We start from the raw sequence: 23,748 nt of genomic DNA on the forward strand, positions 1-23,748 counted from the left end.
AGGGGGATCACCCTTTGATCCAAGTAGAAGAACTGTTCCTGCCCCAGGACGCCACCGTTCTGGAGGCACTGCGCAAGCTGGACGAAACCGGCCAGCGCATCCTCTTCATCGCGCCCCAGGGCCATCTGGAGGCGGCCCTGACCGACGGGGATATCCGCAAATTTTTCCTGCGCGGGGGCACGCCGGAGCAGGCTGCCAGCCTGGCAGCCAACTATCATCCGCTGAGCCTGCCCATCGCCGAGCGGGGTCGCGCCCGGGAAGTGCTGCAGCAGAACCGCATCGACGCGCTGCCCATTCTGGACAAGCGTGGTGTCATCACCGACATTGTCTTTGCCTATGGTCTGGATGTGGACAACCGCAAGCACACCGACATTCCCGTGGTGATGATGGCCGGCGGCCTGGGCACGCGGCTCTATCCATACACCAAGATCCTGCCCAAGCCGTTGATTCCGGTGGGAGAGCAGCCCATCTCCGAACTGATCATGGACCGGTTCCGGGATTTCGGCTGCCGCCAGTTCACCATGATCGTCAACTACAAGCGCGGCATGATCAAATCCTATTTCGGCGACCTGGAAAAGGATTACACCGTGGATTTTGCCGACGAGGATGTCTTTATGGGCACCGGCGGCGGGCTCTGCCTGCTCAAGGGCAAAATTCATTCGCCTTTTTTCTTCACCAACTGCGATACCCTGCTGGATGTGGACTTCGGCGATGTCTATGAGTATCACAAAAAGAACGGCAATCTGGTAACGATGATCTGCGCGTTCAAACACTACACCGTCCCCTACGGCGTGGTGGAACTGGGTCCCGACGGCGGCATTGCTGCCATGCGGGAAAAACCGGAGCTGGATTTTCTGACCAACACCGGCGTGTATGTGGTGGAGCCGAGGGTCGTGGATGAGATGAAAGACGGGGAAGTCATCGGATTCCCCGACGTGATCGAACGCTACCGCGCCGCCGGCGAGAAGGTCGGCGTGTATCCCATTGCCGAGAGCAGCTGGATGGACATGGGCCAGATGGAAGAGCTGGAGAAAATGCGCCGCAAACTGGAAAACCAGTCCTGACGCAGAGAATAAAGGAGAAAATTATGCCCGTTACGATCATTGCCGAAGCCGGGGTCAACCACAACGGTGACCTGGAAATGGCCAAGCGCATGGCGCTGGCGGCCAAGGAATGCGGTGCCGATATTGTGAAATACCAGACCGCCGTGCCCGAGCTTGTCGTAAGCAAGTTCGCCGAAAAAGCCGCCTACCAGAAAGAAACCACCGACGCCGCGGAAAGCCAGCTGGACATGATCCGCAAGCTGCATTTTTCCTTTGACGGACACCGGGAGCTGAAGGAATACTGCGATTCCATCGGTATCCAGTATCTGTCGGCGCCCTTCGATATTCCCAGCGTGCGGTTTCTCGGCACGCTGAACCTGCCGCTGATCAAGATTCCCTCGGGGGAGATCACCAACCTGCCCTATCTGGAAGAAGTGGCCAAACTGCACACGCCGGTGCTGCTTTCCACCGGCATGAGCAACCTCAACGAAATCACCGACGCGCTGGGCATTCTGGATGACGGCGGCTGTCCCGAGGCCACTGTGCTGCACTGCAACACCCAGTACCCCACCCCTTACGAGGACGCCAACCTGACGGCCATGCTGGAACTGTTCGATCAGTTCGGCCTGCCGGTGGGCCTCTCGGACCATACCCCCGGCTGGGAGTGCGATGTTGCCGCTGCCGTGCTGGGGGCCACCGTGATTGAAAAGCACTTTACCCTGGACAAAACCCTGCCCGGTCCCGACCAGCAGGCCAGCCTGGATCCCACCGAATTCAAGGCCATGGTCCAGGCGGTGCGCCATGTGGAGGCTGCCCTGGGTGACGGACACAAGCACCTGACCGCCAGCGAAGCCCCAAACAAGGCGGTGGCCCGCAAGAGCATCGTGGCGGCACGCCCCATCAAAGCCGGGGAAGTCTTCACCGCTGACAACCTGACCACCAAACGTCCCGGCGATGGCATCAGCCCCATGCGCTGGTACGACGTGCTGGGCAAAACCGCCCCGCGCGACTTCGACGAGGACGAAAAAATCCAACTGTAACGCAGCCGCGGCGGCAAGTTTTTTGCCGCCGCGCTGTGCGGAAAGGACCTTGTATGCGTACCATCTGCGTCGTGACCGCCACCCGGGCGGAATACGGGCTTTTGCGCCCTGTGGTGCAGAAGCTGGCCGTGGACTCCCAACTGCAGCTGCAGTTGGCGGTGACCGGCGCTCACCTGTGCCCCTGGCTGGGGGAAACCGTGCGGGAAATCGAGGCCGACGGGCTGCCCGTTGCTGCAAGGCCGCCCATCTTTTGCGAGGGTGACGAGCCGGTGGCACAGACCATCGCCCGCACGCTGACGGTGTTCGATGCCTATTTTGCTGACCACCTCCCCGACGCCGTACTCCTGCTGGGCGACCGATTCGAAATTTTTGCGGTGGCCACGGCTGCGGCTGCACGACATATTCCCATCGCCCACATTTCCGGCGGGGACGTGACCCTGGGCGCCGCCGACGAATACTACCGCCATTGCATCACCAAGATGGCCTCGCTGCATTTTCCCTCCTGCGCCGACAGTGCCGCCCGCCTCGTACGCATGGGCGAAGAACCGGGCCGTGTCTTCTGTGTGGGCGGCCTGGGAGATGAAAACATCCGCACGCTGCCCAAAATGACGCGAGAGGAATTGTGCGCTTCCACAGGGTTTCCGCTGATGCAGCCCTTTGCCTTGGTGACCTACCACCCGGAGACCAGCGCTGATGCCCCGGACCCCGCCGACCAGGTGGAGGCCCTGTGCACTGCCATGGAGGCGATTCCCGGTGTATTCTGGCTCATCACCGGCTCCAACGCCGATGCCGGCGGGCAACTCTGCACCCACAGGATGCAGGAATTTGCCGCCGCTCACCCCGACCGGGCCGGATTTATCCAGAGCCTCGGGCTGCGGCGGTATCTCTCGGCCATGCAATATGCGTCGCTGGTGGCGGGCAACTCCTCCTCCGGTGTGGTGGAAACCCCCACTTTCGGGGTCCCTACCGTGAACATCGGCCAGCGCCAGGCCGGACGGCTGATCTGCGCCAATGTCCTGTGCTGCCCGGCAGAAAAGACAGCCATCGAACATACGATGCGCAAAGCACTCTCCCCTGCCTTTGCCGAAACGGCGCACGCCGCCAAGAGCCCCTACACCGGCGGCGATACCAGCGGGAAGATCTGCACCGTGCTGCGCCGTTTCGACTTTGCCCCCGTGAAAACCTTTTACGACGGCCCTGTGCCGGAATTTGATCCCCAAAGGAGTGTTTGATATGAAACTTCTCATCGTAGGTCTGGGCAGCATGGGAAAACGCCGCGCCCGGCTGGCCAAGGGTATGGATGCCACTCTGGAGATCGTGGGGGTGGACAGCGCCGAAGCCCGCCGCACCGAGGCCAAAGAACTGGGCCTTGCAGCGGATGCCTGGGCCTCCATTGGCGAGGCGGTAGCCGCTGCTCATCCCGATGCGGCCCTGGTCTGCACGGCGCCGCTGTCCCATGCCGGCATCATCAGCGAGCTGCTGGACCACGACCTGCCGGTCTTTACCGAACTGAATCTGGTGCGGGACGGCTATGAAGAAAACATGGCCAAGGCCGCCCAGAAGCATCTGCCGCTGTTCCTGTCCTCCACCATGCTCTACCGCCGGGAGACTCAGTACATCAAGAAGGCGGTGCAGGATTTCGGCAGGCCGGTGCATTACATCTACCACATCGGGCAGTATCTGCCTGACTGGCACCCCTGGGAAAACTACAAGAACTTCTTTGTGGGCAACGCCCGCACCGGCGGGGTACGGGAGATTTTCGGCATCGATCTTCCTTGGCTGCTGGACGCCTTCGGTGACATGGAGCAGATGACGGTCCAGACCGATTCCATCAGTGATCTGGGCCTGCCCTACCCCGACTGCGCCACCCTGCTGCTGCGCCACAAGAGCGGCGCCCAGGGTGTTCTGGCAGCGGATGTGGTTTCCCCCAAGGCCGTGCGCAACTTTGAGTGCTTCGGCGACGGGCTGCATCTCTTCTGGGAGGGCAACCCCAAGGCGCTGTATGAATTCCGGGACGGCGACAAGCAGTTTGTGGATACTTACACCAGCTTTGAGCACGACAGCCGCTACAGCGACAACATCGTGGAGAATGCCTACGTGGACGAGTTGGCCAATTTCTTCGGTGTGCTGAAGGGTACCGAAGTCCCCCGCTGGAGTTTTGAGAAAGACCTGGCCGCCATCGACCTGATGGACGCGGTAGAACAAGCCTGAGTTACCGGGAGGTTCCCCATGTTTTTTTCTGCCTTTGGTTTCGACCTTTTCTTCCTGCTGTTTGTGATCGTTTTTGTGGTGGTCCTGGTGCGCAATCTGCGGGAATGGTCCCGCAACAACGCTTCGCCCCGGCTGAGCGTGCCCGCCACCGTGGTGACCAAACGGCGGGCCCATTCCCACAACGCCGGTACCCAAACCAGCAGTACCACCTACTATGCCACATTCCAGTTTGAGAGTGGCGACCGGCTGGAACTGCGTCTGCCCTGGCATGACGCCGGCATGATTGCCGAGGGAGATCACGGCATCCTGCACTTCCAGGGCACCCGGTACCTGGGCTTTGACCGTGACCAAACTACCTGACAGGGAGGATTTCCCATGCGGACTTTGACTGCGCTGTTCGTGGGGCTGGGCTCCATCGGAACGCGCCACCTGAACAACCTGGCGACGCTGTGCGCCGACCGTGGCTGGACTCTCCAGGCCGATGCCCTGCGCAGCGACCTGACCCGGCCCCTGCGCCCCGGTGTGGCAGAGAAACTCCATGCCCAGTACACCGATGCTGCCCAGCTTCCCGCCTACTACGACCTGATTTTTATCACCAACCCCACCAGTCTGCACGCCGAGGCTCTGCGCACAGTCTACGGCTGCGGCGGGGCACTCTTCATCGAGAAGCCCATCTTCTCGGCCGAGCAGACCCACCTGGATCTGCAGGAGTATCTGCCTGCCGGGCAGAAAGCCTATGTGGCGGCACCCATGCGCTGGTGCGGCACCATGCTGGCACTGAAAGAGCTGCTGCCCACCCTGCATCCCTATTGCGCCCGGGTGATCTGCTCCAGCTATCTGCCCGACTGGCGTCCCGGCGTGGACTACCGCACCGTCTACAGTGCCCACAAGGCGCTGGGCGGCGGTGTGACCATCGACCTGATCCACGAATGGGATTACCTGGTGGATCTGTTCGGAGTTCCGGAGGCGCTGCACAATTTCAGGGGCACCTACTCCGATCTGGAGATCGACTCCGATGATCTCTCGGTCTACATTGCCCGGTATCCTTCGCTGCTGGCCGAGGTACATCTTGACTACTTCGGCCGGGGGTACCGCCGGTCCATTGAGCTGTTCTGCCAGGACGGCAGTGTGGTGGCGGACTTCGGCGCCGGGACGCTGACCCTGCCCGACGGTACGGTCCAGCACTACGAGGAGGACGTCAACCGCCGCTATGAGCGGGAGATGGAATATTTTGTGGATTATGCGCTGGGGGATGCCCCGGCCAGCTGCAACCCGCCGGAACTGGCGCTGCAGGTATTACAACTGACGTTGGGAGAGAAATGAGATGAATCGTCTGCTCATCACCATTTGCGGCCGTGCCGGCAGCAAGGGTTTCAAAAACAAGAATCTGAAAGTATTCTGCGGCAAACCGCTGGTCTACTATTCCCTGAGTGCGGCGGAACTGTTCTGCCGCAACCACCCGGAACTGCAAATTGATCTGGCCCTCAACACCGACAGCGAGGACCTGGCAAAGATCGTGGCTGCGGAATACCCGGAAGTGGTCTATCTGCCCCGCGGGGTGGAACTGGGCGGCGACAAGGTTCCCAAGATGGCCGTCTACCAGGACAGCCTGCGCCGCATGGAGGAGCGCACCGGCGCCCCCTATGACTGGCACATGGACCTGGACATCACCAGCCCCCTGCGCACCGCCGCTGACATTGAGAACGCCTTTGCCCTAAAACAGTCCCGGGCAGATCTGGATCTGGTGTTCAGCGTCTGCGAAGCCCGGCGCAATCCCTGGTTCAACATGGTAAAAACCGTGGATGACCATGTGGAGCAGGTCATCCACAGCGAATTCACCGGCCGTCAGCAGGCCCCTGATGTCTACGACGTCAACGCCTCCATCTACGTGTTCCGCCGGGATTTCCTGGCCCAGAACACCGACGGCATGCTCTGGCGGGGCAAGATCGGCGTCAGCGTCATGATGGACACCGGCATCATCGACATTGATTCGGAACACGACTATCTGCTGATGGAAGCCATCGCCCAGCACCTGTATGCCCACTATCCTGAATTCAACGCCGTGCGGGAGAACATCCGTGGGGAGTAATACATTTGAGGAGACGCTGGACCTGATCCTGGACGCCGGCCAGACCATGCTGGAGAACGGCGGCGAGGTGTTCCGCGCCCAGCAGACCATGGAGATCATGGCTCGCAGCCTGCACCTGCAGGAGTTTCACGTCTATGTGCTGACCAACGGTATCTTTGCTTCCGCCCGCCCCGACGGCGGCGAAAGCCGCAGCATGGTGCGCCATGTACCGGTGGTATCCATCCATCTGGGCCGGGTGGAGGCCGTCAACGAGCTATCCCGGGAACTGGCCGGCGGGCGGCTCGCTCTGCCCGATGCCCGGAAAAAACTGGAGGACGCCCGATCCATCGGCTCCACCCCGCCCCGGGCGGAACAGCTGGCCTGTGTGGTGGGCAGCGCCTGCTTTGCCTTTCTGTTCGGAGGCGGCCCGGTGGAGATGCTGGTGGCCGCCGTGGCGGGTTTCTGGGAATCCGTCATCTGCCAGCAGTTCGGCAAACGTCGGATCAACCGCATCTTCACCGATATTGTGGCTGCCTGCCTTGGCACCCTGTGGGCCCTGGGCATCCGCGTATTTGTGCCGGTGCTGGACGTGAACACCGCCACCATCGGTGCCCTGATGGTGCTGACCCCCGGCGTTGCCCTGACCATGGGCATCCGGGATATTATCAATGCTGACTACCTCTCGGGAGCTATCCGGCTGCTGGACGCCGTTCTCATCGCCGGCAGCATCGCCTGCGGCGTGGTGCTGGCCTGGCTGGCCGGACGGGGATTGGGGGCGATCGTATGGTAATGCCGCTCTGGGTAAACTATCTTGCTCAGTTTCTCGTCGCCATTGTAGCGACCATCAGCTTCGGTGTGACCTTCCGGGTCTCGCCGCGGCATTATCTGGCCTGCGGGCTCACCGGCGCCGTAGGCTGGCTGGTCTATCTGCTCTGCACCGGTCTTGGCGGGCTGAGCGCCCCTGTGGCCACCCTGGTGGCTGCCCTGCCGCTGACCGCCTGCGCCCGGATGTTTGCCATCCGCCACAAGGCGCCCATCACCCTGTTTCTGCTGTGCGGCATCTTCCCGCTGGTGCCCGGAGCCGGTATCTACTATACCGCCTACTATTTTCTGCGGGATGACCGTTCTCTCTTCGCCAACAAGGGCGTGGAGACCCTCAAGATCGCCGTGGCTCTGGCGCTGGGCATTGCGCTGGTCTGCAGTATTCCTTTGAAGCGCCGCAAATCCTGACACAAAAAATTGCCGGAGGTTCCCGCGGGAACCTCCGGCAATTTTGCTTATTCGGTGGGATATTCGATCTCGGTTTCGGCCGCCGTGGCCTGTGTCTCCTCCTGCTGTGCGGCGGCTGTTTCGGCACTGGCCTTGGCCGCCGTGATCAGCCCCGTCACTTCGCCGGAAGGTTTCTGCAGCAGATAGGCTCCGATGGCTTTGGCTTTATACACCAGCAGCACACAGTAGGTGTCCTGGTCATCGGTGGAGAGTTCCGGGCAGAGCAGCGTCCATTTTTCCACCGTCTTGCCCTTGTAATCCGACAGGTCCAGATCGCTTTCCTGTACCACCTGGTTGAAGGCCGTAAAGCTGTCGTCCCATTTCTTGGGGATCTTGACCTTATCCACCGCGGCGGTGGACAGGTCGGTGTCGAACCCGTATCCGGTGAAATAGGTTCCGATGTCCTGGGTCGTCTCGATGCCCGGCGCAGCGTCGGCGGCTGCCGTCACCGCGTCTCCGGAAAAATGTACCGCCGCCGCCACCGTGCCGCACAGGCACACCGCACACAGGGCAAGCGCGCCCGCCTGCCGCAGCCCGGGTTTTGTCACCGTAAATAAAAACATAAGCGCAGCCCCCTTGTTATCATTCCATGCAAGGATATGCGCGGGCTGCGCCGGGTATGCTTATTTGAATTTCGGTTCCGCCTGATACCACTGGAAGATCACAGCGTCGTTTTCCCGTTCCAGACGGGCAATGTCGTATTCCGGCACCGCCGTCCACATGACGGTCATCGCCCCCAGGGCGGCGCACAGCCGGATGGCCCAGTTGCGCTTGTCCGGGCACCAGGCAATGAAGTCCGGCCGGGCCAGCAGATTGCCGAAGCAGTGGGACAACAGATAAGCTGCCACCCGCGGCGTCCCGATGCGGCGGTGGTTGCGGTAGCTGTCCGCCAGCTGACCGCGCACCACCCCGGGGGCCAGGATCCGCACCAAACGCACCACCCGGGGATCAAAGCTCTCGATGCAATAGGGACCGGGATAGTGTTTCAGCGCGGCCAGCACCGCGCGGCAGAGCTCCAGCAGATACCGTCCGCGGTATTCATAGCAGCTCTTGATCTCCACGATGAGCGGCGTGGCGGGATTGGCCGATGCCACCGCATGGAGCACCTCGGAAAACAGCGGAGCGTGTTCCCCGCTGCCCGCCAGCGGCAATGCCGAAACCACCGGCCAGGGCGTGCTGCTTACGCCGCCCTTGCCCGGGGTCATCCGGTCCAGGGTATCGTCATGGAAAACCACCAGCTGGCGGTCCTCGGTGAACTGGACGTCCAGCTCAATGCCGTATCCGCTGCGGGCCGCCGCGGCAAAGGCCGGCAGGCTGTTTTCGGGCGGGCGCTGCTGGGCTCCGAAGAGTCCCCTGTGGGCGTAGCTCCGCCCGCAGAAAGGCTGCCGCAGCCGTCGGCGGGGCGCCCCCGGCCACACCAAAAACAACACCAGTACGACGAACAGAACCGGGACCGCTGCCAATATCAGCAACCACCACAGCATAGCATCACCTCTTTGTACTGATTGTATCGCACCGGGGGAAAAAATGCAATCGTTCCGGCGGTGTCAGAAGCTGGCCCGGGGAAATTTTATAGTTTTTTTCAAAAGTTTTCACAATTTCGCCACGGCAAAAGGATATTGTGGTACAATAGAAAGTGTGATAAAGGAGGCCGACTGTATGGCAAAAATTTTGGTCGTGGACGATGAACCGCGGATCCGGGATCTGATCCGCGAACATTTGCAATATGCCGGTTTTACCTGTGAGGAGGCCGGGGACGGCGCTGCCGCCCTGAGCATTCTGACGCAGGGTGGGATCGATCTGGTGATCCTGGATATCATGATGCCGTTCATGGACGGCATGACCTGTCTGCGGGAGATGCGCACCCGGAAAATCATGACGCCGGTCATCATGCTGACCGCCCGCAGCGAGGAATACGACAAGCTGGCGGGCTTAGAAGGCGGCGCCGACGACTATGTGGTCAAGCCCTTCTCCCCCCGGGAGCTGGTGGCCCGTGTCAAGGCTGTGCTGGCCCGCACCATGCCCCGCACCGAGGACAGCCAGAGCAGTTATGTCTTCGGCGATCTGAGCATTGATACGGCCAGCCACACCGTCAAGGTGGCCGGCCAGGAGGCGCCGCTGACCCCCAAGGAATTCGATCTGCTGGTTTTTCTGGTCAGCAACAAGGGCATTGCCCTGAGCCGCGAGAAGATCCTGCAGAAAGTCTGGAACTACGACTATTACGGCGAGGACCGTACCGTGGACACGCACATCAAGATGCTGCGCGGTCATCTGGGTCCCTGCCGCAACTACATCGTGACGGTGTGGGGCATTGGCTACAAGTTTGACCCCGACACCCTGTAAAGGAGTGCAGGCGTTGTGAAACAACACGCCCCGAAAAAAGCGCGCAGATTCGTACTGAGTATCCGCTGGCAGCTGATGATTTTCATCACCGCCATGACGCTGCTGACCCTGGCCCTGGTATGGGGCGTCATCACCTACGCACTGGTGCCCCAGTACAACCGCACCATCCGCGGCAAGTTGGAAAGCAAGGCCGACGCCATTGTGGCCATGATCGACCAGAGCGACACGCCCATCGCCAACCGGGATTTCGGTGTGCTGGTGCTCAACAGCGATTTCTGGAAGAAGGTGGGCGACACCTTCCTCAACAAGACCATCAATGTGGACGGCTGCTGCGTGGATTTCAGTGATACCACGCTGCGCTGCCTCAAAGCCTATGAGAGCATGTACCCCTGCCTGCTCCACGAGAGCACCGGCGCTTTCGGCGGCGAATTCGTGACCAACGTCAACACGGCACTGGTCATCCAGATGCGGCAGAAGCTTTTCCAGAACGGGTCCCTCTATGAGATCGTTCATTCCAGTTCCAGCCAGCAGATGCTGGTGGGGCACCTTTCTGCCGACGGGCAGTACGGCGTCATCGTTTCGGCCAGTCTGGCCCAGATTTCCACCGCCGCCGAGGTGCTGCGTTCCATCCTGATCCCGCTGGCCGTACTGCTGCTGGTGCTGGATCTTCTGGTGGCCATCCTCTTCAGCCGCTGGTTCACCCGGCCCATCGAACGTCTCTCCGCCGGCGCTCAGGAGATCGCCTCCGGCAACTACGACGTACAGATCTCGGTGATCCACCATGACGAGATCGGACGTCTGGCAGAGGATTTCAACCATATGGCCTCCGAGGTCAAGCGCAGTGCCCAGCTGGAGAAGGACATCCTGGCCAACGTCAGCCATGATCTGCGCACACCGCTGACCCTCATCAAGGGCTATGCGGAAACGGTGCGCGACCTGACCGGCACCGACGAGGAAAAACGCACCGAACAGTGCAATATCATTGTGGATGAGACCGACCGGCTGTCGGCACTGGTCAACAGCGTGCTGGAACTCAGCAAGGTGCAGAACGGCTCCGAAAAGCCCAACCTCATCGACTTCGACATGAGCGAACTCTGTTTTGAGGTGGCCGGACGCTACGACGCGCTCTGCGACCAGAACCACTGGACCCTGCAGCTGGAAGCCGACCATGCCGCCCCCGTACACGCCGACCCTGCCATGATGGAACGGGTGCTGCACAACCTGCTGGGCAATGCTTTCCACCATATCGGCGCCGACGGGGTGGTCATCCTGCGGGTGGTACCGCTGGAGCAGGGCTGCCGCGTGGAAGTGGCGGACCATGGCCCCGGCATTCCGCCCGAAGATCTGCCGCACCTGTTTGACCGCTACTACCGCGCCCGCCAGGATGCCGGCAAGACCGGCACCGGGCTGGGACTTTCCATCACCAAGGCGATCCTGCAGCAGCATGGCTTTGCCTTCGGGGTGGACAGCGCCGTGGGCCAGGGTTCCACGTTCTGGTTCACGATGAACGATACCCGTATCCAACCCAATCCCTGAACCGTTGGAGGAGAACGCGATGGATAAACTCAACCGCGAAATGGATGAACAGCTGAAACAACGGGTGGCCGACCTGACTGCCCACAACGATGAGACCGGCGACGGCAAGCTGGACGCCGCCGACCTCAAGGCCCAGCTCAACCGTATTGAAGCCCAGCTGGAACTGCAGGACAAACAGAACCGGAACATCATGCGCAACCAGCGTCTGCGGATGCTGCTCAGCGTGGTGATGACGGTGGTGCTGCTGGTGGCGCTGGGGGTCTTCTGGTACTATGCCCGCATCGCCTACCACCAGGTCATGACATCCACTTCCCAGGTCAACGAACTGGCGCTGACGCTGCAGAACAGCCTGAGCACCGTGGATCCCGAGGCGCTGGATTCCATGATGCAGGATCTGCCCGAGATCACAGAGCAGCTCAAACGCATCGACGTGGATGCCCTTAACCAGGTACTGGACGGCCTGCCCACGCTGATGGACAACGTCAACAAGCTGCAGGCGCAGGTGGAATCCATCAGCAGCCTCTTCAATGGTCTGGGTTCGGTCTTCCGTTCCTGATCGGCCTGTATAAAACGAACCGGGGCGCAGGAATTTCCTGCGCCCCGGTTCGCACTGTGCACCTTCCGGTGCTCAGCGCTGACGATAGCTCTGGCAGTAATGCGGGTTGTCGATGCCCTGGGTGCCGTTGTCGGAATGCTCGGTGATCTTGATCGCGTCCAGGTTGCACGTGCAGCCGTTCTGGTTGTACGCGCAGGAGCAGACATCACAGGTAACGTTGGTATTCTCCATCTTCGCTCACCTCCTTGGTCCTTAGTATGGGCCGCTCCGCCGGATTTTATACAGTCCCATCTTGCGCGGTCCGTTGCCCTTGTGGTATACTGCCTGTAAGGGACGCAGAACGTTCCGCGGAGGTAATCCTGTATGAATCTTGGAAGTATTCTGGTTCTTGTGGTCATTTTTGTGCTGCTGGCTCTGGCCATCCTTTTCATCAGCCAGAACGGCGGCTGGCAGGGCGGCTGCGGCGGTAACTGCGCCAGCTGCCACAACAAATGTGCCACGCCCAAGCCCAAAGACGATACCAGATCCTGAATGGTCCCTCCCCCTGCCCGGGGGAGGGCTTTTTTGTGCCCATCTTGCACAAATGCCCAAAAAAGGGTATACTGATTTATGTATATCAACTCGTAGGAGGGTCTGCGATGAAAGCCGATCGGTATCGTTTTGACGGCACGCGCCCGTGTGATCTGCGCGCATTGCCCTGCGACGGAAAACAGGATGATCTGGACAAGAAAGAGATCCTGGCCAGAACCGCCCGGAATCTGCAGGAAATGGCCGATCTCCAGGACGGTCTGTATGCCGATGGCCGCGAGGGAATCATCTTTGTATTGCAGGCGCTGGACGCTGCGGGCAAGGACAGTACCGTCAAACACGTGATGGGCGGACTGAACCCTCAGGGCGTGCAGGTGACCAGTTTCAAGCAGCCCTGCAGCGAAGACCTGAGCCACGATTATCTGTGGCGTATCCACAAGGCCCTGCCGCCGCGGGGTTCCATTGCGATCTTCAACCGCAGCTACTATGAGGATGTGCTGGTGGTGCAGTTGCACGATCTGCAAAACACCTACAAACTGCCGCCTCGCACCCTGGAGGACGGCAAAAAGGAATTTTTCAAAAAGCGCTACCGCCAGATCCGCCACTATGAGGAATACCTGTACGACAACGGGTACCGCATCGTCAAGATCTTCCTGCATGTTTCCAAGGAAGAGCAGCGCAAACGTTTTCTGGACCGCATCGACAACCCCGCCAAGAACTGGAAATTTTCTTTGAGCGATGTAAAAGAGCGGGCACATTTCGAGGAATATCTGTCCCTCTACGAGGAAGTCATCAACGCTACCGCCACCAAAGAAAGTCCCTGGTACGCCCTGCCGGCGGATCAGAAATGGTATACCCGGTATCTTGTCAGCGAAATTGTTGTAGATACCCTGCGCCGCAGCTGCCACGACTATCCCAAACTGCGGGCGGACGCCCGGGCGGAACTGAAAGACTGCCGCACCCGGCTGGAAGCGGAGGAATAAAAAATGGCTCCCATTCGTGTATTGCAGGTCATGCCCGCCATGGACGCGGGCGGCATGGAAACTTTCGTAATGAATGTCTACCGTGTCATTGACCGGGAACAGGTCCAGTTTGATTTTCTGTACCACTATAACAAATCCTGTTTTTTTGACGACGAGATCCAGTCTCTGGGCGGACGCATCTTCAAGATGACCGTCCGGCAGGACAACAACCTTCCCCGCTATCTGCGGGAGCTGCGGGAACTGTTTGCCGATCATCCCGAATGGCATATCCTGCACGGGCACTACAGCGGCTTCGGCATGTTCTATAACACCGTAGCCCGCCGGGCAGGCATTCCTGTCCGGGTGGGTCACAGCCACAACACCGCCTACGAGCACAACCTGGTGGGCACGCTGGACCGGCTGATGAGTCTGCGTTTTTCCGCCGGACTCACCGACCGCTTTGCCTGCAGCGAACTGGCCGGCAAAATGCTGTTCGGCAAAGATCCTTTTACGGTACTGCCCAACGGCATCGATACCGCCCTGTTTGCCGCCCGTGACCCCCAGCGCCGGGCGCTGCTGCGCGGGGACCTGGGCGTGGCGGACAATGAGATTCTTTTCGGCCATGTGGGTCGTTTCACCGCCCAGAAAAACCATCCCGGCCTTTTGCGCATCTTTGCCGCGGTGCGCAAACGGCTCCCCAAAGCGCGGCTGGTCCTGCTGGGCGGCGGTCCCGCCCCCTACATAGAACAGATGCAGGCGCTGACCCGGGAATTGCAGCTGGGCGACAGCGTGATTTTTGCCGGGGTGCGCAGCAACATCCAGGGCTTTTACGACGCCATGGATGCCTTCCTGCTGCCCAGCCTGTTTGAAGGACTGCCGGTGGTTCTGGTGGAAGCCCAGACCGCAGGTCTGCCCTGCTTTGTGGCAGACACCATCGACCGCGGCGCAGCTTTCACTGACCGGGTACGCTTTCTGCCCCTGAACGACCCCGACGCCTGGGCGAACGCCATCGCGGCAGCCAGCTTCCGCCGGGATCCCAACGCCCGCCGGAAGGCCGTGGAGGCCGGATATGACATCCATACCAGCGCAGACATTCTGCAGGCGTTTTACCTGCGCCGTTATGCGGAGGTGACGCCATGACCCCCGACAGCAAACGCTGCGAGATCGCTGTCATCGTGCCGGTGCACAATGCAGCTTCTTTTCTGCCCGATTGCCTCAATGCACTGGCCGCCCAGCGGTTCGATGATTTCTGCTGCATTCTGGTGGACGACGGTTCCACCGACGACTCCCCGGCGCTCTGTGACGATATGGCGCTGAACGACCGGCGGTTTCTCGTGATCCACCAGCCCCAGAGCGGTGTCAGCGCTGCCCGCATCGCCGGCATGCGCAAAGCGCGGGAGGAGGGCGCCATCTGGTTCGCTTTCTGCGATGCCGACGACTGCTATCATCCGGATTTTCTGCGAACCCTGCACGATGCCGCCCAGGATGCAGCGGTCCCGCTGGCCTGCTGCCGGTATGATACCTTTACCGACACGCTCCCCGCCGAAGAGGCCGCCCCCGGGGACTATCAGGTGCTCCGGGCCCCGGCTCATCTGGAGGCACTGCTCCATGACCATGCCGTGGACTACGGCCTGTGGAACAAGCTCTACGCCGCCGGTCTGCTCACCGAGGCCATGCTGGACAACGATCTAGCCTTCAACGAGGACCTGCTGGCCAACTGGCAGGCCTTTTTGCGGGCACCGGGCTGTGCTTTCTGCGACTTTGCGGGCTACCATTACCGCCAGCATGCCGCCAGTGCCACCCACCGTGCCCTGCCGCCCCAGAGCATCGACGACCAGCGCCGGGCGGCTGCTATGATCCGCGGCAGTGTGCCGGAACAATGGCCGGAACTGCAGCAGTCCGCCAACGCATTCTACTATGAAAAGCTGGTGTATCTGGCCAGCATGATCCTGCGCCGGGCCGATGCCGATGCGTACCGCGTCCATCTGGGCGAGCTCAACATCGGTATAACGGCGGGGCTCAAGGATCCCCAGCTGGGCCGTAATCCCAAACTGCCCTTTTCCATCCGTGTGGCAGCCTGGGCTACTGTGCGCGCCCCCAAACTCTGGCGGCGTATCTGCCGTAAATTTTTGAAGGACAGGCAATGACCCATGCGATTTCTGCTGATTCTTGACCGGGTGGAAAACCCGGCCAGCGCCAACGCCCAGCTGGGCTGCCGTCTGGCATCCGAACTGCTGGCTCAGGGCCACTGCGTCCACCTGCTGGAACTGTGGGACGGTCTGCACACGCCGCCGACTCCCCCCGAGGGCATTGTGCAGCACACGCTGGCCTTTGCCGACGAACGGCTCATGAACACGGCGCTGGAAAACGGTGCCAGGGGCGGCACCCCCGTGCCGCTGCGGCTGCTGCGGCTGGCCGCCCACCCCACCGCGGTGGCGGCGGCTTTCCGGCAGCTGGTGCTCCATGCCCCCCGCCGCACGGTGGACAGCTGCCGTGCCATCGAGCTGCTGGATGTTCAATACCATTTTGACGCCGTCTGTGCCGTCTGTGCCCCTTACCGCACGGCCTTTGCGCTGGAAAACGCCCGCATCGGCGGCAAAAAAATGCTGTGGCAGCTGGATCCTTACGCCAGCAACCGCGACTATACGGCGCCGGGCGGGTTTGCCCGGGAGGGGCAACTGCTGGATGCCATATACGGCGCCTTCATCACCCCCCAGGCCCTGCCCGACTACGAGGGAGGCCCTTTGAGCGCCTGGCGCGGAAAGGTGCATGTGTTGGGCTTTCCGGTGCTGCTTCCCGCCCCCGAAGCACCCCCGCATGCCGGGACCCGCTGCGTTTTCTGCGGCAGTCTGTATCCCACGGTCCGGGAGCCGGACTTTGCCCTGGAACTGTTCTGCCGCCTGAACGCCCCCAACCTGACCCTTACGATGGCCGGAGGCGGCTGGCAGCGCTTTCTGTCCCAGGCTGAACAGGCAGCAGCCGCCCTGGGCGACCGCTTCGTGCGCCCCGGTCCGCTGCCCCCCGCGGAGGCCGGTGCCCTGGAAACGGGCGCCGACGTTCTGCTGAGTCTGGGCAATGCCTATGACAACCAGATGCCCAGCAAACTGTTCAGTTATTTCGGTACCGGCAAACCGGTGCTGCACCTCGCCGTCAGCGAGACCGACCCCACCCTGCCCTATCTGGCCCGCTATCCGCTGGGGCTGGTGCTGCAGAAACAGGACGGTATAACCCCGGAGACCCTGGAGCGGCTGCGCTGCTGGCTCAACGAAGTCCAGGGACGGCGGCTGCCCTATGAACAGGTTGCCGCTCTCTACCCGGAATTCACCCCGCAGCAGGTAGCCCGGGATTTTCTGGCCGCCCTGCAATAAACTGCGAAAGGAGTGCCCGCCATGCATGTGTTCTGGCTTGTGAGCATGGTTCTGCCCCAGGCTGCACTGGCCTGCGGCCTTCCCTCCGCCAGTGACGTTAGCGGCGGCTGGCTGACCGGCCAGCTGACCGCCCTGCAGAAATGCAGGGATCTGCAGCTGACCGTTGCCTGTGTGGACGGGCGCCGTCCCCAGGCGCTGTGCGGAGAACACGATGGCGTGACCTACCGCATTCTGCCAGGTTTCCAGGACTTTCCGCAGCTTCTGCAGGCAGTCCATCCGGATCTTGTGCACATCTGGGGCACCGAATACGCTGCCGCCGCTGCCATGGCACAGACGGCCCAGGCGCTGGACATTCCGGTGCTGGTGGGCATTCAGGGAGTCATGGAGGATTGCGCGGCACACCTCTGCGACGGTGTACCGGAAAAATACCTCCATTCCACCCCGCTGGACCGGGCTCTGGATCATCTGATTCCCGGCGCCCTGCTGGACAAACTCCAAGCCAACTTTGACACCCTGGCCCGGAGCGAAGCTTCTCTGTTGGGAAAGATCCGTCACGTAACAGGCCGTACCGGCTTCGACCGCCGGGCGGTGGAACGGCTGGCCCCCCAGGCACGGTATTACCCCTGCAACGAAACGCTGCGACCACTGTTTTACGAAGGTCCCCGGTGGCAGCCCCGGGATTTCGGCCGGGCGCCGGTGCTGCTGCTCTCCCAGGGAAATTACCCCCTCAAGAACCTGCACACCGTCCTGAAAGCCCTGCCTGCTCTTTTGCAGCGCTGGCCGGACGCCGAACTGCGCATCGCCGGCTGGCCGCCGCTGGATAAGGGACCGCTGTTCCGTCCGCTGGTAGACCGGTTGTTCCCCTACCAGCGCTACTGCCGGCAGCTGGCCGCCGAGCTGGGTGTCCTGCCCCATATGCATTATACCGGACCGCTGGACGCCGCCGCCATGCGGCAGGCCTATCTGGATGCCGACCTTTTCCTGCTGCCCTCCTCCAGCGAAAACAGTCCCAACAGCCTGGGGGAAGCCATGCTGCTGGGGGTCCCCTGCGTGGCCAGCCGGGCGGGGGGCATTCCCGACATGTTGACCGACGGCCTGGAAGGACGGCTGTACGGCGGTTCCCTGGACGCCGCCGCCCTGGCACAGACCGTCGCTGAAGTGCTTTCTGCACCGGACGGCGGTGCTGCCTTGGGGCAGGCAGCTCATAACCGTGCCGTCCGGGTCCACGACCCCGTCACCAATGCCCAGACGATGTGCGGCATCTATCAGACCATCCTGCAGGAGGGAGCCCGGTGAAGATCAGCATCATCATTCCCTGTTATAAAGCCGCCACCACCCTCCGCCGGGCGGTGGAAAGCACCCTGAAGGGTGCCCCTGCCGACCTGCAGCTGCTGCTGGTGGAGGACGGCAGCCCTGACGATACCGGCGCCATCTGCGATACGCTGGCCGCCCAAGATGCCCGCATCACAGCGCTGCACCGCCCCAATGGCGGCGCCAGTGCGGCCCGCAACACCGGCCTGGAGGCTGCCCGGGGAGACTGGGTGCTCTTCCTCGACGCCGATGACGAACTGCTGCCGGGACTGTGGCAGGTGCTGGAGACGTTGCCGGTCACCGACGAGGAGATGATCCTCTTTGGGCTGCAGCGGGCCAGCACCGGCGAGGCGGTAACGGTGGCTCCGCTGGAAGACGGCCGCTACGAGAGGCTTTCTTCCCTGCAGGACCGTCTGTCGGCGCTGCTCTTCGACACCGGGCTTCTGGCCGCCCCCTATCCCAAGCTGTTCCGCCGCGCGGCCATCGGAGGCCTGCGGTTTGACGAGACCCTCAAAATCAATGAGGATGTCCTTTTTAACATACTTTTTTTACAAAAAACGACTGCCATTTATTGCCTGCGTGGTGTATACTATAAGCAAAATGATGTGGGCAGCGGCAGCCTTTCCCGCTCTCTGCGGGGTGATCTGCTGGATGCCGAGGCGGTGACCCGCCCGGCACTGGAAAGACTGCTCCGGCAGAACGGTCTGGATCCGGCCCCCTATCTGCACACCAGCCGGGTGCGGGCCTGCCTGAACCAGTACGGTCTGCTGACCGGCTGCCGCGGGGGACTCTCTCTGGGCGAACGCCGCACCCTGTTCGCCCGCATTCTGGCCGACGAGGATGCCCGCGCGGTGCTGGCGGACCGGCTGCGCCGCGATCCCAACCGTCTGCTGGCCATTCCCTACCGTATCGGCGTGGCCTGCCGCTGGCCGGGTTTTCTGGCCGCCTACACGCTGGCCAAACAACGCTTTCTGTAACCAAGGAGATCCCTATGGGCAAATCCCCCACAATCAGCATCGTCTCCACCGTGTACAATACACAGCCCTTTCTGGAGCAGGCTGTGCGGAGTATTCTGGCACAGACCTTTACCGATTTCGAGCTGATCCTCGTCGATGACGGTAGCTCGGACGATTCGGGTCGCCTGTGTGACGCGCTGGCAGCCGAGGATGCCCGCATCCGGGTGTTCCATCAGCCCAACGGCGGACCGGCCAGTGCCCGCAACAAGGGACTGGACAATGCCCGTGGCCGTTACATCGGGTTTGTGGATTCCGACGATCTTATCGAGCCCACCATGTATGAAGTTCTGTATAACGCCATCCAGGCACCCGGCGTGCAGCTGGCCGCCTGCAGCGGTGACTGTATCGACGAGACCGGCCGCCCCATCCCGGGGCGGCGGGTGGCGATCCGGGAACACGGCATCCGTCCGGCCGAGGAGCTGCTGCTGGAGACGTTCCAGACCGGCAGTTACTATGGTCCCTTGAGCTGGAACAAACTGTTCGACCTCCGTCTGTTCCGGGACAAGGGCATCCATTATGATGAGACGATGCTCTTCGGGGATGATGCCAGTGTGCTGCACCGCGTCTTTGAGGGAGAGCGATGCAACTGTCTGTCGGATATCCTGTATCATTACCGCACCCGCGCCGGGCAAATCACCAGCACCGCGACCTTTTCACCGCGCAAGCTGGATGATCTGCGGATGTACTGGGACTGGCTGCAATATTTTGCCAGCCGCCCGGGGCGCGAAGAATACCGCCAATGGGCCACCGTTTGGTACTGGCGGGTGTTTTATCAGTTCTGGTGCCAGTCCGGCGCGGCCGGGAATCTGACCGAATTGAAACCGAAATTCATGGCCCACAAAAAGCATTTGGACGCCGTACTGCCGGATCTTGTGCGCAGCTCCCTGCTGCCCGCCGGTGAAAAGCTGCGCGCCGTCTTATTTTGCGCCAACCCCGGTGCGCTGTATGCCGCAGCCTCCGCCTGGGGGCGTTTGGCCGCAAAAAGAGGAAGGGGAATTGATTGATGGAACGTATTGCAATCAGCGTGATCGTACCGATTTACAACACCAAGGCCTATCTGGAAGAATGCCTGGACAGCATTCTGGCCCAGGATTTTAAGGAACCTTACGAGGTGTTGCTGGTGGACGACGGTTCTACCGACGGCTGCACCGACATCTGCGATGCCTATGCTGCCAAGGATAACCGGGTACGGGTCTTCCATCAGGAAAACCAAGGCCTCTCGGCGGCACGCAACACCGGCATCGACGCCGCCCGCGGACGCTACTATGCCTTCGTGGACTCTGACGACGTGGTACTGTCTGCCTACCTGCGCACGCTGTACAACGCCTGTGAGGAACACGATGCCTACATGGCGCTTTGCGCGGTGGAGGACGTGCAGGAAAGCGGCGAAAGCTGTGTACCGCCCCATTCCACCCACCCTGCCCAGGAGGGTGTTTTCTGCGGCAAAGATCTGCTGAATGAGTTCTACACCCCCAATGGCACCGTCTACACCGTGGCGTGGAACAAGCTCTACCGCGCCGAGGTGTGGAAACTGCTGCACTACCCCGAAGGCCGTCTGCACGAGGATGATTTTGTGGCCCACCGCCTGTTCTGGCGCTGCGACAAGGTGGTCTGTGTGGATACCATCCTCTACCATTACCGGTTGAGCAGCGGCAGCATCTGCCGTTCCTCCATCAAGCCGGAAGCGTTCGATGCCGTGGACGGTCTGGCCGACCGTTACCGCTTCTATGTGGAAAACAACGCGGACCGTTCGGTCATCGATTCTGCCTATGCGGCCTGCTGGCGCCGGTATCTCTTCCTCTGCGCCAAGGTTCGCCAGAATCCCACCCCCCAGCTGGTGAAGGCCATCAGCAAGGAGCAGTTCCTCATGCAGGGGCTCATCAGCTACCTGCCCAACTGCCGCCACATGAAGATGACGGAGAAGCTTTCGGCCGCCCGCTGGTCCATGATGAGCGCCGAAAGTCTCTGCCCAATCAAAAAGTAACGATGCCCCCCGTCCGGGCAAATCCACCACAGAAGGAGCCGACCGTTGGCCATCCTCAGACCTGACAAAGACAAGGACAAAACAAAACGCCCCCGCGTTCTTCTGATACCGCCTCCCGATCTGCCGGTGCCGGCGGTGCAGGGCGGTGCGGTGGAGACGCTGCTGACCCACCTGATCCGTGAAAACGAACGCGAAGGCAAACTGGATTTACTGTGTGCCAGCGTCCCCGACGAAGCAGCCCGCCGGGCTGCCGAAGGGCTGCAGCACACCAAAATGCTGTATATAGCCCGCCCCCATGGCCATCGCCGTTACTGGCCGATGGTCTTTATTGAGCGTTGCCTGGGCATTGCTGCCCCCTATGATCCCTGGTACCAGAAGGTCCAGCTCTCCCTGGCGCTGGAGCCTCCCGGTCCCGACCTGATCGTGGCCGAGGGAGGCAACCTGACCCAGTGCAGCGCCATCAGCCGGATGTTCGGCCGCCGCCGGTGCCTGGCCCATCTGCACGGCCAGACCTCCTGCAGCCCCGTGATGGACACCATCTACGGCGGCATTCTTGCCTTGAGCCAGTTCATCCGGGATGATTATCTCAAGACCAGCACCCTGGACCCGAACCATGCCTACATCTGGTATAACTGTGTGGACACCAAACGGTTCCGCCCCGGTCCCCCGCCGCTGGCGCTGCGCACCCGGCTGGGCTTCGGCGAGCGGGATTTTGTGGTCCTTTTCTGCGGACGTCTGGATCCCGACAAAGGCATCCACAAGCTGATGGAAGCCCTTTCCCTGCTGAACGTGCCCCAGATCAAGCTGCTGATCGTGGGCAGCCCCTTTTTCGGCCGCACCCAGCAGAGCAGTTTCCTGCGCAAACTGGAACAGCAGGCCCGGACGCTGGGCAACCGCGTCCAGTTCACGGGGTACATTCCCAACGAGGATCTGCCGGACTACTACCGGCTGGCGGATCTGGTCTGTGTACCTACCCTGGTGGAGGAGGCTGCCGGCCTGGTGGCGGTAGAGGCCATGGCCTGCGGCCGGCCTGTGCTGGCCACCCGCAGCGGCGGCATGCCGGAATATCTGGAAGGCAGCCAGGCCGTGCTGGTGGAACGGGGCGACAATATCGCCGACCAGCTGGCCTGGAGCATCCGCATGCTCTACGAACATCCCGCCCTCTGCGCCGAGATGGGCGCGGCCGGTTCCAAACGGGCACAGGATTTCTCGGTGGAGCGGTATTATAACGAATTTGTGCGCATCGTACAGGACATGCTGCAGAACGGAGGTGCCCTATGAACCAGGCTGCGATCTGCGTTGTGGTGCCGGTCTACCGGGCGGAAGCTACCCTGGACCGCTGTGTACAGAGCATTTTGTCCCAGCAAGTGACGGGCGGCGTCTGCTGTGTGCTGGTGGATGACGGCAGCCCCGATGCCTGCGGTGCCATCTGCGACGGCTGGGCCGCCCGGGACAACCGCGTACAGGTGATCCACCAGGACGACTGCGGGGTGTCCAGCGCCCGCAACGTGGGGATGGCCGCCGCCCACAGCGAATACCTGGTCTTTCTGGATTCCGACGACGCCTTGCGCCCCGGCGCCCTGCAGGCAGCTCTGGACGCCCAGAACGCCGCCCCCGGAGACTTTGTGCTGTGGCATTATACCACCCGCGAGGAGGATCCTGCCGCCGTCAGCAGCACGGCTGCTTCCCGTCCCCGGGAGGCGTTGGCCGCCCTCTGGCTGGAGTGTCTGCTGGCAATGCCCTGGAACAAACTGTACCGGACTGCTCTGGCACAGCGGATAAAATTCAACACGCAGTATACTTTGGGCGAGGATTTACAATTTGTATTGGATTACATTGCCCTGTTGGCCGCCGAAACGCCGGATTTTGCCTACCGGGTGGTGGAGAGCCCGCTGACCTTCTATGATTGCAGCCGCACCGGCACACTGTCCACCAAATATCACGCCAACTACTGTGAGATTTGGCCCCAGCATTTTGCCAAGCTGAACGTTGCCTGTCTGGCGGCACACTGCCCGGCAGAAGATCTGCGCCAGCTGCACCGCGCGGAGCTGACGGTGTTTGCGGAAGGGGTAGCGGACATCCTGCGCCGGGATCCGGCCCCCCTTTCCGGCATCCGCCAGGATAAGGCTGCCGCCGCCCTGCGTACCCCCTGGCTGCGGGCCCTGCTGGACCAGATGCGTGCCGAGCGCTGCTACAGCGCCTACTACCTGCCCTGCCGCTGGCGCAATACCCGGTTGGTCTATGCGTTGGCAGAGGCCAAACGAACCGCCTCCCCTTTGTACGGCAAAATGGACTGGGCCGGTTACTATCTGCTGGCCGGTCGTCTGCGCCGGGACTGAACTTTCCGGAATCTACAAACGCCCTTGCCGCTTTTGCGGCAAGGGCGTTTTCCCTTTACAGGCACAAAAATACCCCACCGTCCGGAGCAGAAAACGGTGGGGTCCTTGCAGACTGCTGAAAAGGCGCAGAGCAAGACGCCGAAACGGAGGCGCAGTCCGCCATGGTCAGAAACC

General features: G+C 61.6%; 26 protein-coding genes. 23 read left to right on the forward strand and 3 right to left on the reverse strand.

Annotation, left to right across the window (positions count from 1 at the left end):
• Positions 1 to 14 precede the first annotated feature (14 nt).
• The 9 genes from NQ490_RS02930 to NQ490_RS02970 are packed head-to-tail and all read left to right on the forward strand — an operon-like array spanning position 15 to position 7,592.
• Positions 15 to 1,064, forward strand: a complete 1,050-nt coding sequence (locus NQ490_RS02930) for a nucleotidyltransferase family protein (RefSeq protein ID WP_007047347.1) — start codon at positions 15 to 17, stop codon at positions 1,062 to 1,064.
• 23 nt (positions 1,065 to 1,087) lie between these two features.
• Complete coding sequence (neuB, locus tag NQ490_RS02935) at positions 1,088 to 2,083, forward strand: N-acetylneuraminate synthase (RefSeq protein ID WP_007047348.1); 996 nt, start codon at positions 1,088 to 1,090, stop codon at positions 2,081 to 2,083.
• 53 nt (positions 2,084 to 2,136) lie between these two features.
• Positions 2,137 to 3,315, forward strand: coding sequence for a UDP-N-acetylglucosamine 2-epimerase (neuC, locus tag NQ490_RS02940; protein ID WP_007047349.1), 1,179 nt, complete (start codon positions 2,137 to 2,139; stop codon positions 3,313 to 3,315).
• Position 3,316: 1 nt separating this feature from the next.
• Positions 3,317 to 4,294, forward strand: a complete 978-nt coding sequence (locus NQ490_RS02945) for a Gfo/Idh/MocA family oxidoreductase (RefSeq protein ID WP_007047350.1) — start codon at positions 3,317 to 3,319, stop codon at positions 4,292 to 4,294.
• A gap of 18 nt (positions 4,295 to 4,312) precedes the next feature.
• On the forward strand, positions 4,313 to 4,654 hold the full coding sequence (locus NQ490_RS02950; RefSeq protein WP_007047351.1) for a DUF2500 domain-containing protein: 342 nt from the start codon (positions 4,313 to 4,315) through the stop codon (positions 4,652 to 4,654).
• Positions 4,655 to 4,669: 15 nt separating this feature from the next.
• Positions 4,670 to 5,617: a Gfo/Idh/MocA family protein gene (locus tag NQ490_RS02955; RefSeq protein ID WP_007047352.1), complete on the forward strand. Its 948-nt coding sequence runs from the start codon at positions 4,670 to 4,672 to the stop codon at positions 5,615 to 5,617.
• A 1-nt stretch (position 5,618) separates the two neighbouring features.
• Positions 5,619 to 6,383: an acylneuraminate cytidylyltransferase family protein gene (locus NQ490_RS02960; protein WP_007047353.1), complete on the forward strand. Its 765-nt coding sequence runs from the start codon at positions 5,619 to 5,621 to the stop codon at positions 6,381 to 6,383.
• The gene (locus tag NQ490_RS02965) at positions 6,373 to 7,152 is read left to right on the forward strand and encodes a threonine/serine exporter family protein (protein WP_007047354.1); all 780 of its coding nucleotides are present in this window, start codon (positions 6,373 to 6,375) and stop codon (positions 7,150 to 7,152) included. Before NQ490_RS02960 ends, NQ490_RS02965 begins: the two co-directional genes overlap by 11 nt.
• Positions 7,146 to 7,592, forward strand: coding sequence for a threonine/serine exporter family protein (locus NQ490_RS02970; protein WP_147644684.1), 447 nt, complete (start codon positions 7,146 to 7,148; stop codon positions 7,590 to 7,592). Before NQ490_RS02965 ends, NQ490_RS02970 begins: the two co-directional genes overlap by 7 nt.
• A 47-nt stretch (positions 7,593 to 7,639) precedes the next feature.
• Here NQ490_RS02970 and NQ490_RS02975 read toward each other — a convergent pair whose 3' ends face one another.
• Together NQ490_RS02975 and NQ490_RS02980 are read right to left on the reverse strand one after the other, a co-directional pair.
• Positions 7,640 to 8,194: a DUF4830 domain-containing protein gene (locus NQ490_RS02975; protein WP_007047356.1), complete on the reverse strand. Its 555-nt coding sequence runs from the start codon at positions 8,192 to 8,194 to the stop codon at positions 7,640 to 7,642.
• 60 nt (positions 8,195 to 8,254) lie between these two features.
• Positions 8,255 to 9,115 (reverse strand): glycerophosphodiester phosphodiesterase, encoded by an 861-nt coding sequence (locus tag NQ490_RS02980; RefSeq protein ID WP_007047357.1) that lies wholly within the window; start codon positions 9,113 to 9,115, stop codon positions 8,255 to 8,257.
• Between the two features lie 175 nt (positions 9,116 to 9,290).
• Between NQ490_RS02980 and NQ490_RS02985 the strand changes: the two genes are divergently transcribed.
• From NQ490_RS02985 to NQ490_RS02995, 3 genes are read left to right on the forward strand one after another with little or no spacing between them, the layout of a single operon-like run.
• Entirely contained in the window at positions 9,291 to 9,974 is a 684-nt protein-coding gene (locus tag NQ490_RS02985) for a response regulator transcription factor (protein ID WP_040917798.1), read from the forward strand.
• A 15-nt stretch (positions 9,975 to 9,989) separates the two neighbouring features.
• Positions 9,990 to 11,510, forward strand: coding sequence for a sensor histidine kinase (locus NQ490_RS02990; protein ID WP_040917799.1), 1,521 nt, complete (start codon positions 9,990 to 9,992; stop codon positions 11,508 to 11,510).
• 19 nt (positions 11,511 to 11,529) lie between these two features.
• Positions 11,530 to 12,066, forward strand: a complete 537-nt coding sequence (locus NQ490_RS02995; protein WP_040917800.1) for a hypothetical protein — start codon at positions 11,530 to 11,532, stop codon at positions 12,064 to 12,066.
• Between the two features lie 72 nt (positions 12,067 to 12,138).
• Here NQ490_RS02995 and NQ490_RS03000 read toward each other — a convergent pair whose 3' ends face one another.
• Complete coding sequence (locus tag NQ490_RS03000; RefSeq protein WP_007047361.1) at positions 12,139 to 12,297, reverse strand: DUF1540 domain-containing protein; 159 nt, start codon at positions 12,295 to 12,297, stop codon at positions 12,139 to 12,141.
• A gap of 132 nt (positions 12,298 to 12,429) precedes the next feature.
• On the opposite strand from NQ490_RS03000, the gene NQ490_RS03005 reads away from it, so the two are divergent.
• The 11 genes from NQ490_RS03005 to NQ490_RS03055 all read left to right on the forward strand — a co-directional run bounded on the left by NQ490_RS03005 (position 12,430) and on the right by NQ490_RS03055 (position 23,574).
• Positions 12,430 to 12,597, forward strand: a complete 168-nt coding sequence (locus NQ490_RS03005) for a FeoB-associated Cys-rich membrane protein (RefSeq protein WP_007047362.1) — start codon at positions 12,430 to 12,432, stop codon at positions 12,595 to 12,597.
• A 107-nt stretch (positions 12,598 to 12,704) separates the two neighbouring features.
• Entirely contained in the window at positions 12,705 to 13,577 is an 873-nt protein-coding gene (locus NQ490_RS03010; protein WP_040917801.1) for a PPK2 family polyphosphate kinase, read from the forward strand.
• Positions 13,578 to 13,580: 3 nt separating this feature from the next.
• Positions 13,581 to 14,696, forward strand: a complete 1,116-nt coding sequence (locus NQ490_RS03015; RefSeq protein ID WP_007047364.1) for a glycosyltransferase — start codon at positions 13,581 to 13,583, stop codon at positions 14,694 to 14,696.
• On the forward strand, positions 14,693 to 15,703 hold the full coding sequence (locus NQ490_RS03020; protein ID WP_007047365.1) for a glycosyltransferase family 2 protein: 1,011 nt from the start codon (positions 14,693 to 14,695) through the stop codon (positions 15,701 to 15,703). The genes NQ490_RS03015 and NQ490_RS03020 overlap by 4 nt, the downstream gene beginning before the upstream one ends.
• 3 nt (positions 15,704 to 15,706) lie before the next feature.
• Positions 15,707 to 16,924, forward strand: coding sequence for a glycosyltransferase family protein (locus NQ490_RS03025; RefSeq protein WP_007047366.1), 1,218 nt, complete (start codon positions 15,707 to 15,709; stop codon positions 16,922 to 16,924).
• A gap of 21 nt (positions 16,925 to 16,945) precedes the next feature.
• Complete coding sequence (locus tag NQ490_RS03030; protein WP_007047367.1) at positions 16,946 to 18,220, forward strand: glycosyltransferase family 4 protein; 1,275 nt, start codon at positions 16,946 to 16,948, stop codon at positions 18,218 to 18,220.
• Positions 18,217 to 19,212 carry a glycosyltransferase family 2 protein gene (locus tag NQ490_RS03035; protein ID WP_007047368.1) on the forward strand — a complete coding sequence of 332 codons (996 nt, stop codon included), beginning with the start codon at positions 18,217 to 18,219 and terminating at the stop codon, positions 19,210 to 19,212. Before NQ490_RS03030 ends, NQ490_RS03035 begins: the two co-directional genes overlap by 4 nt.
• 14 nt (positions 19,213 to 19,226) lie before the next feature.
• Positions 19,227 to 20,255 (forward strand): glycosyltransferase family 2 protein, encoded by a 1,029-nt coding sequence (locus tag NQ490_RS03040; RefSeq protein WP_007047369.1) that lies wholly within the window; start codon positions 19,227 to 19,229, stop codon positions 20,253 to 20,255.
• Positions 20,255 to 21,235: a glycosyltransferase family 2 protein gene (locus tag NQ490_RS03045; protein ID WP_007047370.1), complete on the forward strand. Its 981-nt coding sequence runs from the start codon at positions 20,255 to 20,257 to the stop codon at positions 21,233 to 21,235. The genes NQ490_RS03040 and NQ490_RS03045 overlap by 1 nt, the downstream gene beginning before the upstream one ends.
• A gap of 45 nt (positions 21,236 to 21,280) precedes the next feature.
• Positions 21,281 to 22,516 carry a glycosyltransferase family 4 protein gene (locus tag NQ490_RS03050; protein ID WP_007047371.1) on the forward strand — a complete coding sequence of 412 codons (1,236 nt, stop codon included), beginning with the start codon at positions 21,281 to 21,283 and terminating at the stop codon, positions 22,514 to 22,516.
• Entirely contained in the window at positions 22,513 to 23,574 is a 1,062-nt protein-coding gene (locus NQ490_RS03055; protein WP_007047372.1) for a glycosyltransferase family 2 protein, read from the forward strand. Before NQ490_RS03050 ends, NQ490_RS03055 begins: the two co-directional genes overlap by 4 nt.
• The last annotated feature ends 174 nt before the right edge of the window (positions 23,575 to 23,748 follow it).

The organism is Subdoligranulum variabile, from assembly GCF_025152575.1.
GTDB classification, from domain to species: Bacteria; Bacillota; Clostridia; order Oscillospirales; family Ruminococcaceae; genus Gemmiger; species Gemmiger variabilis.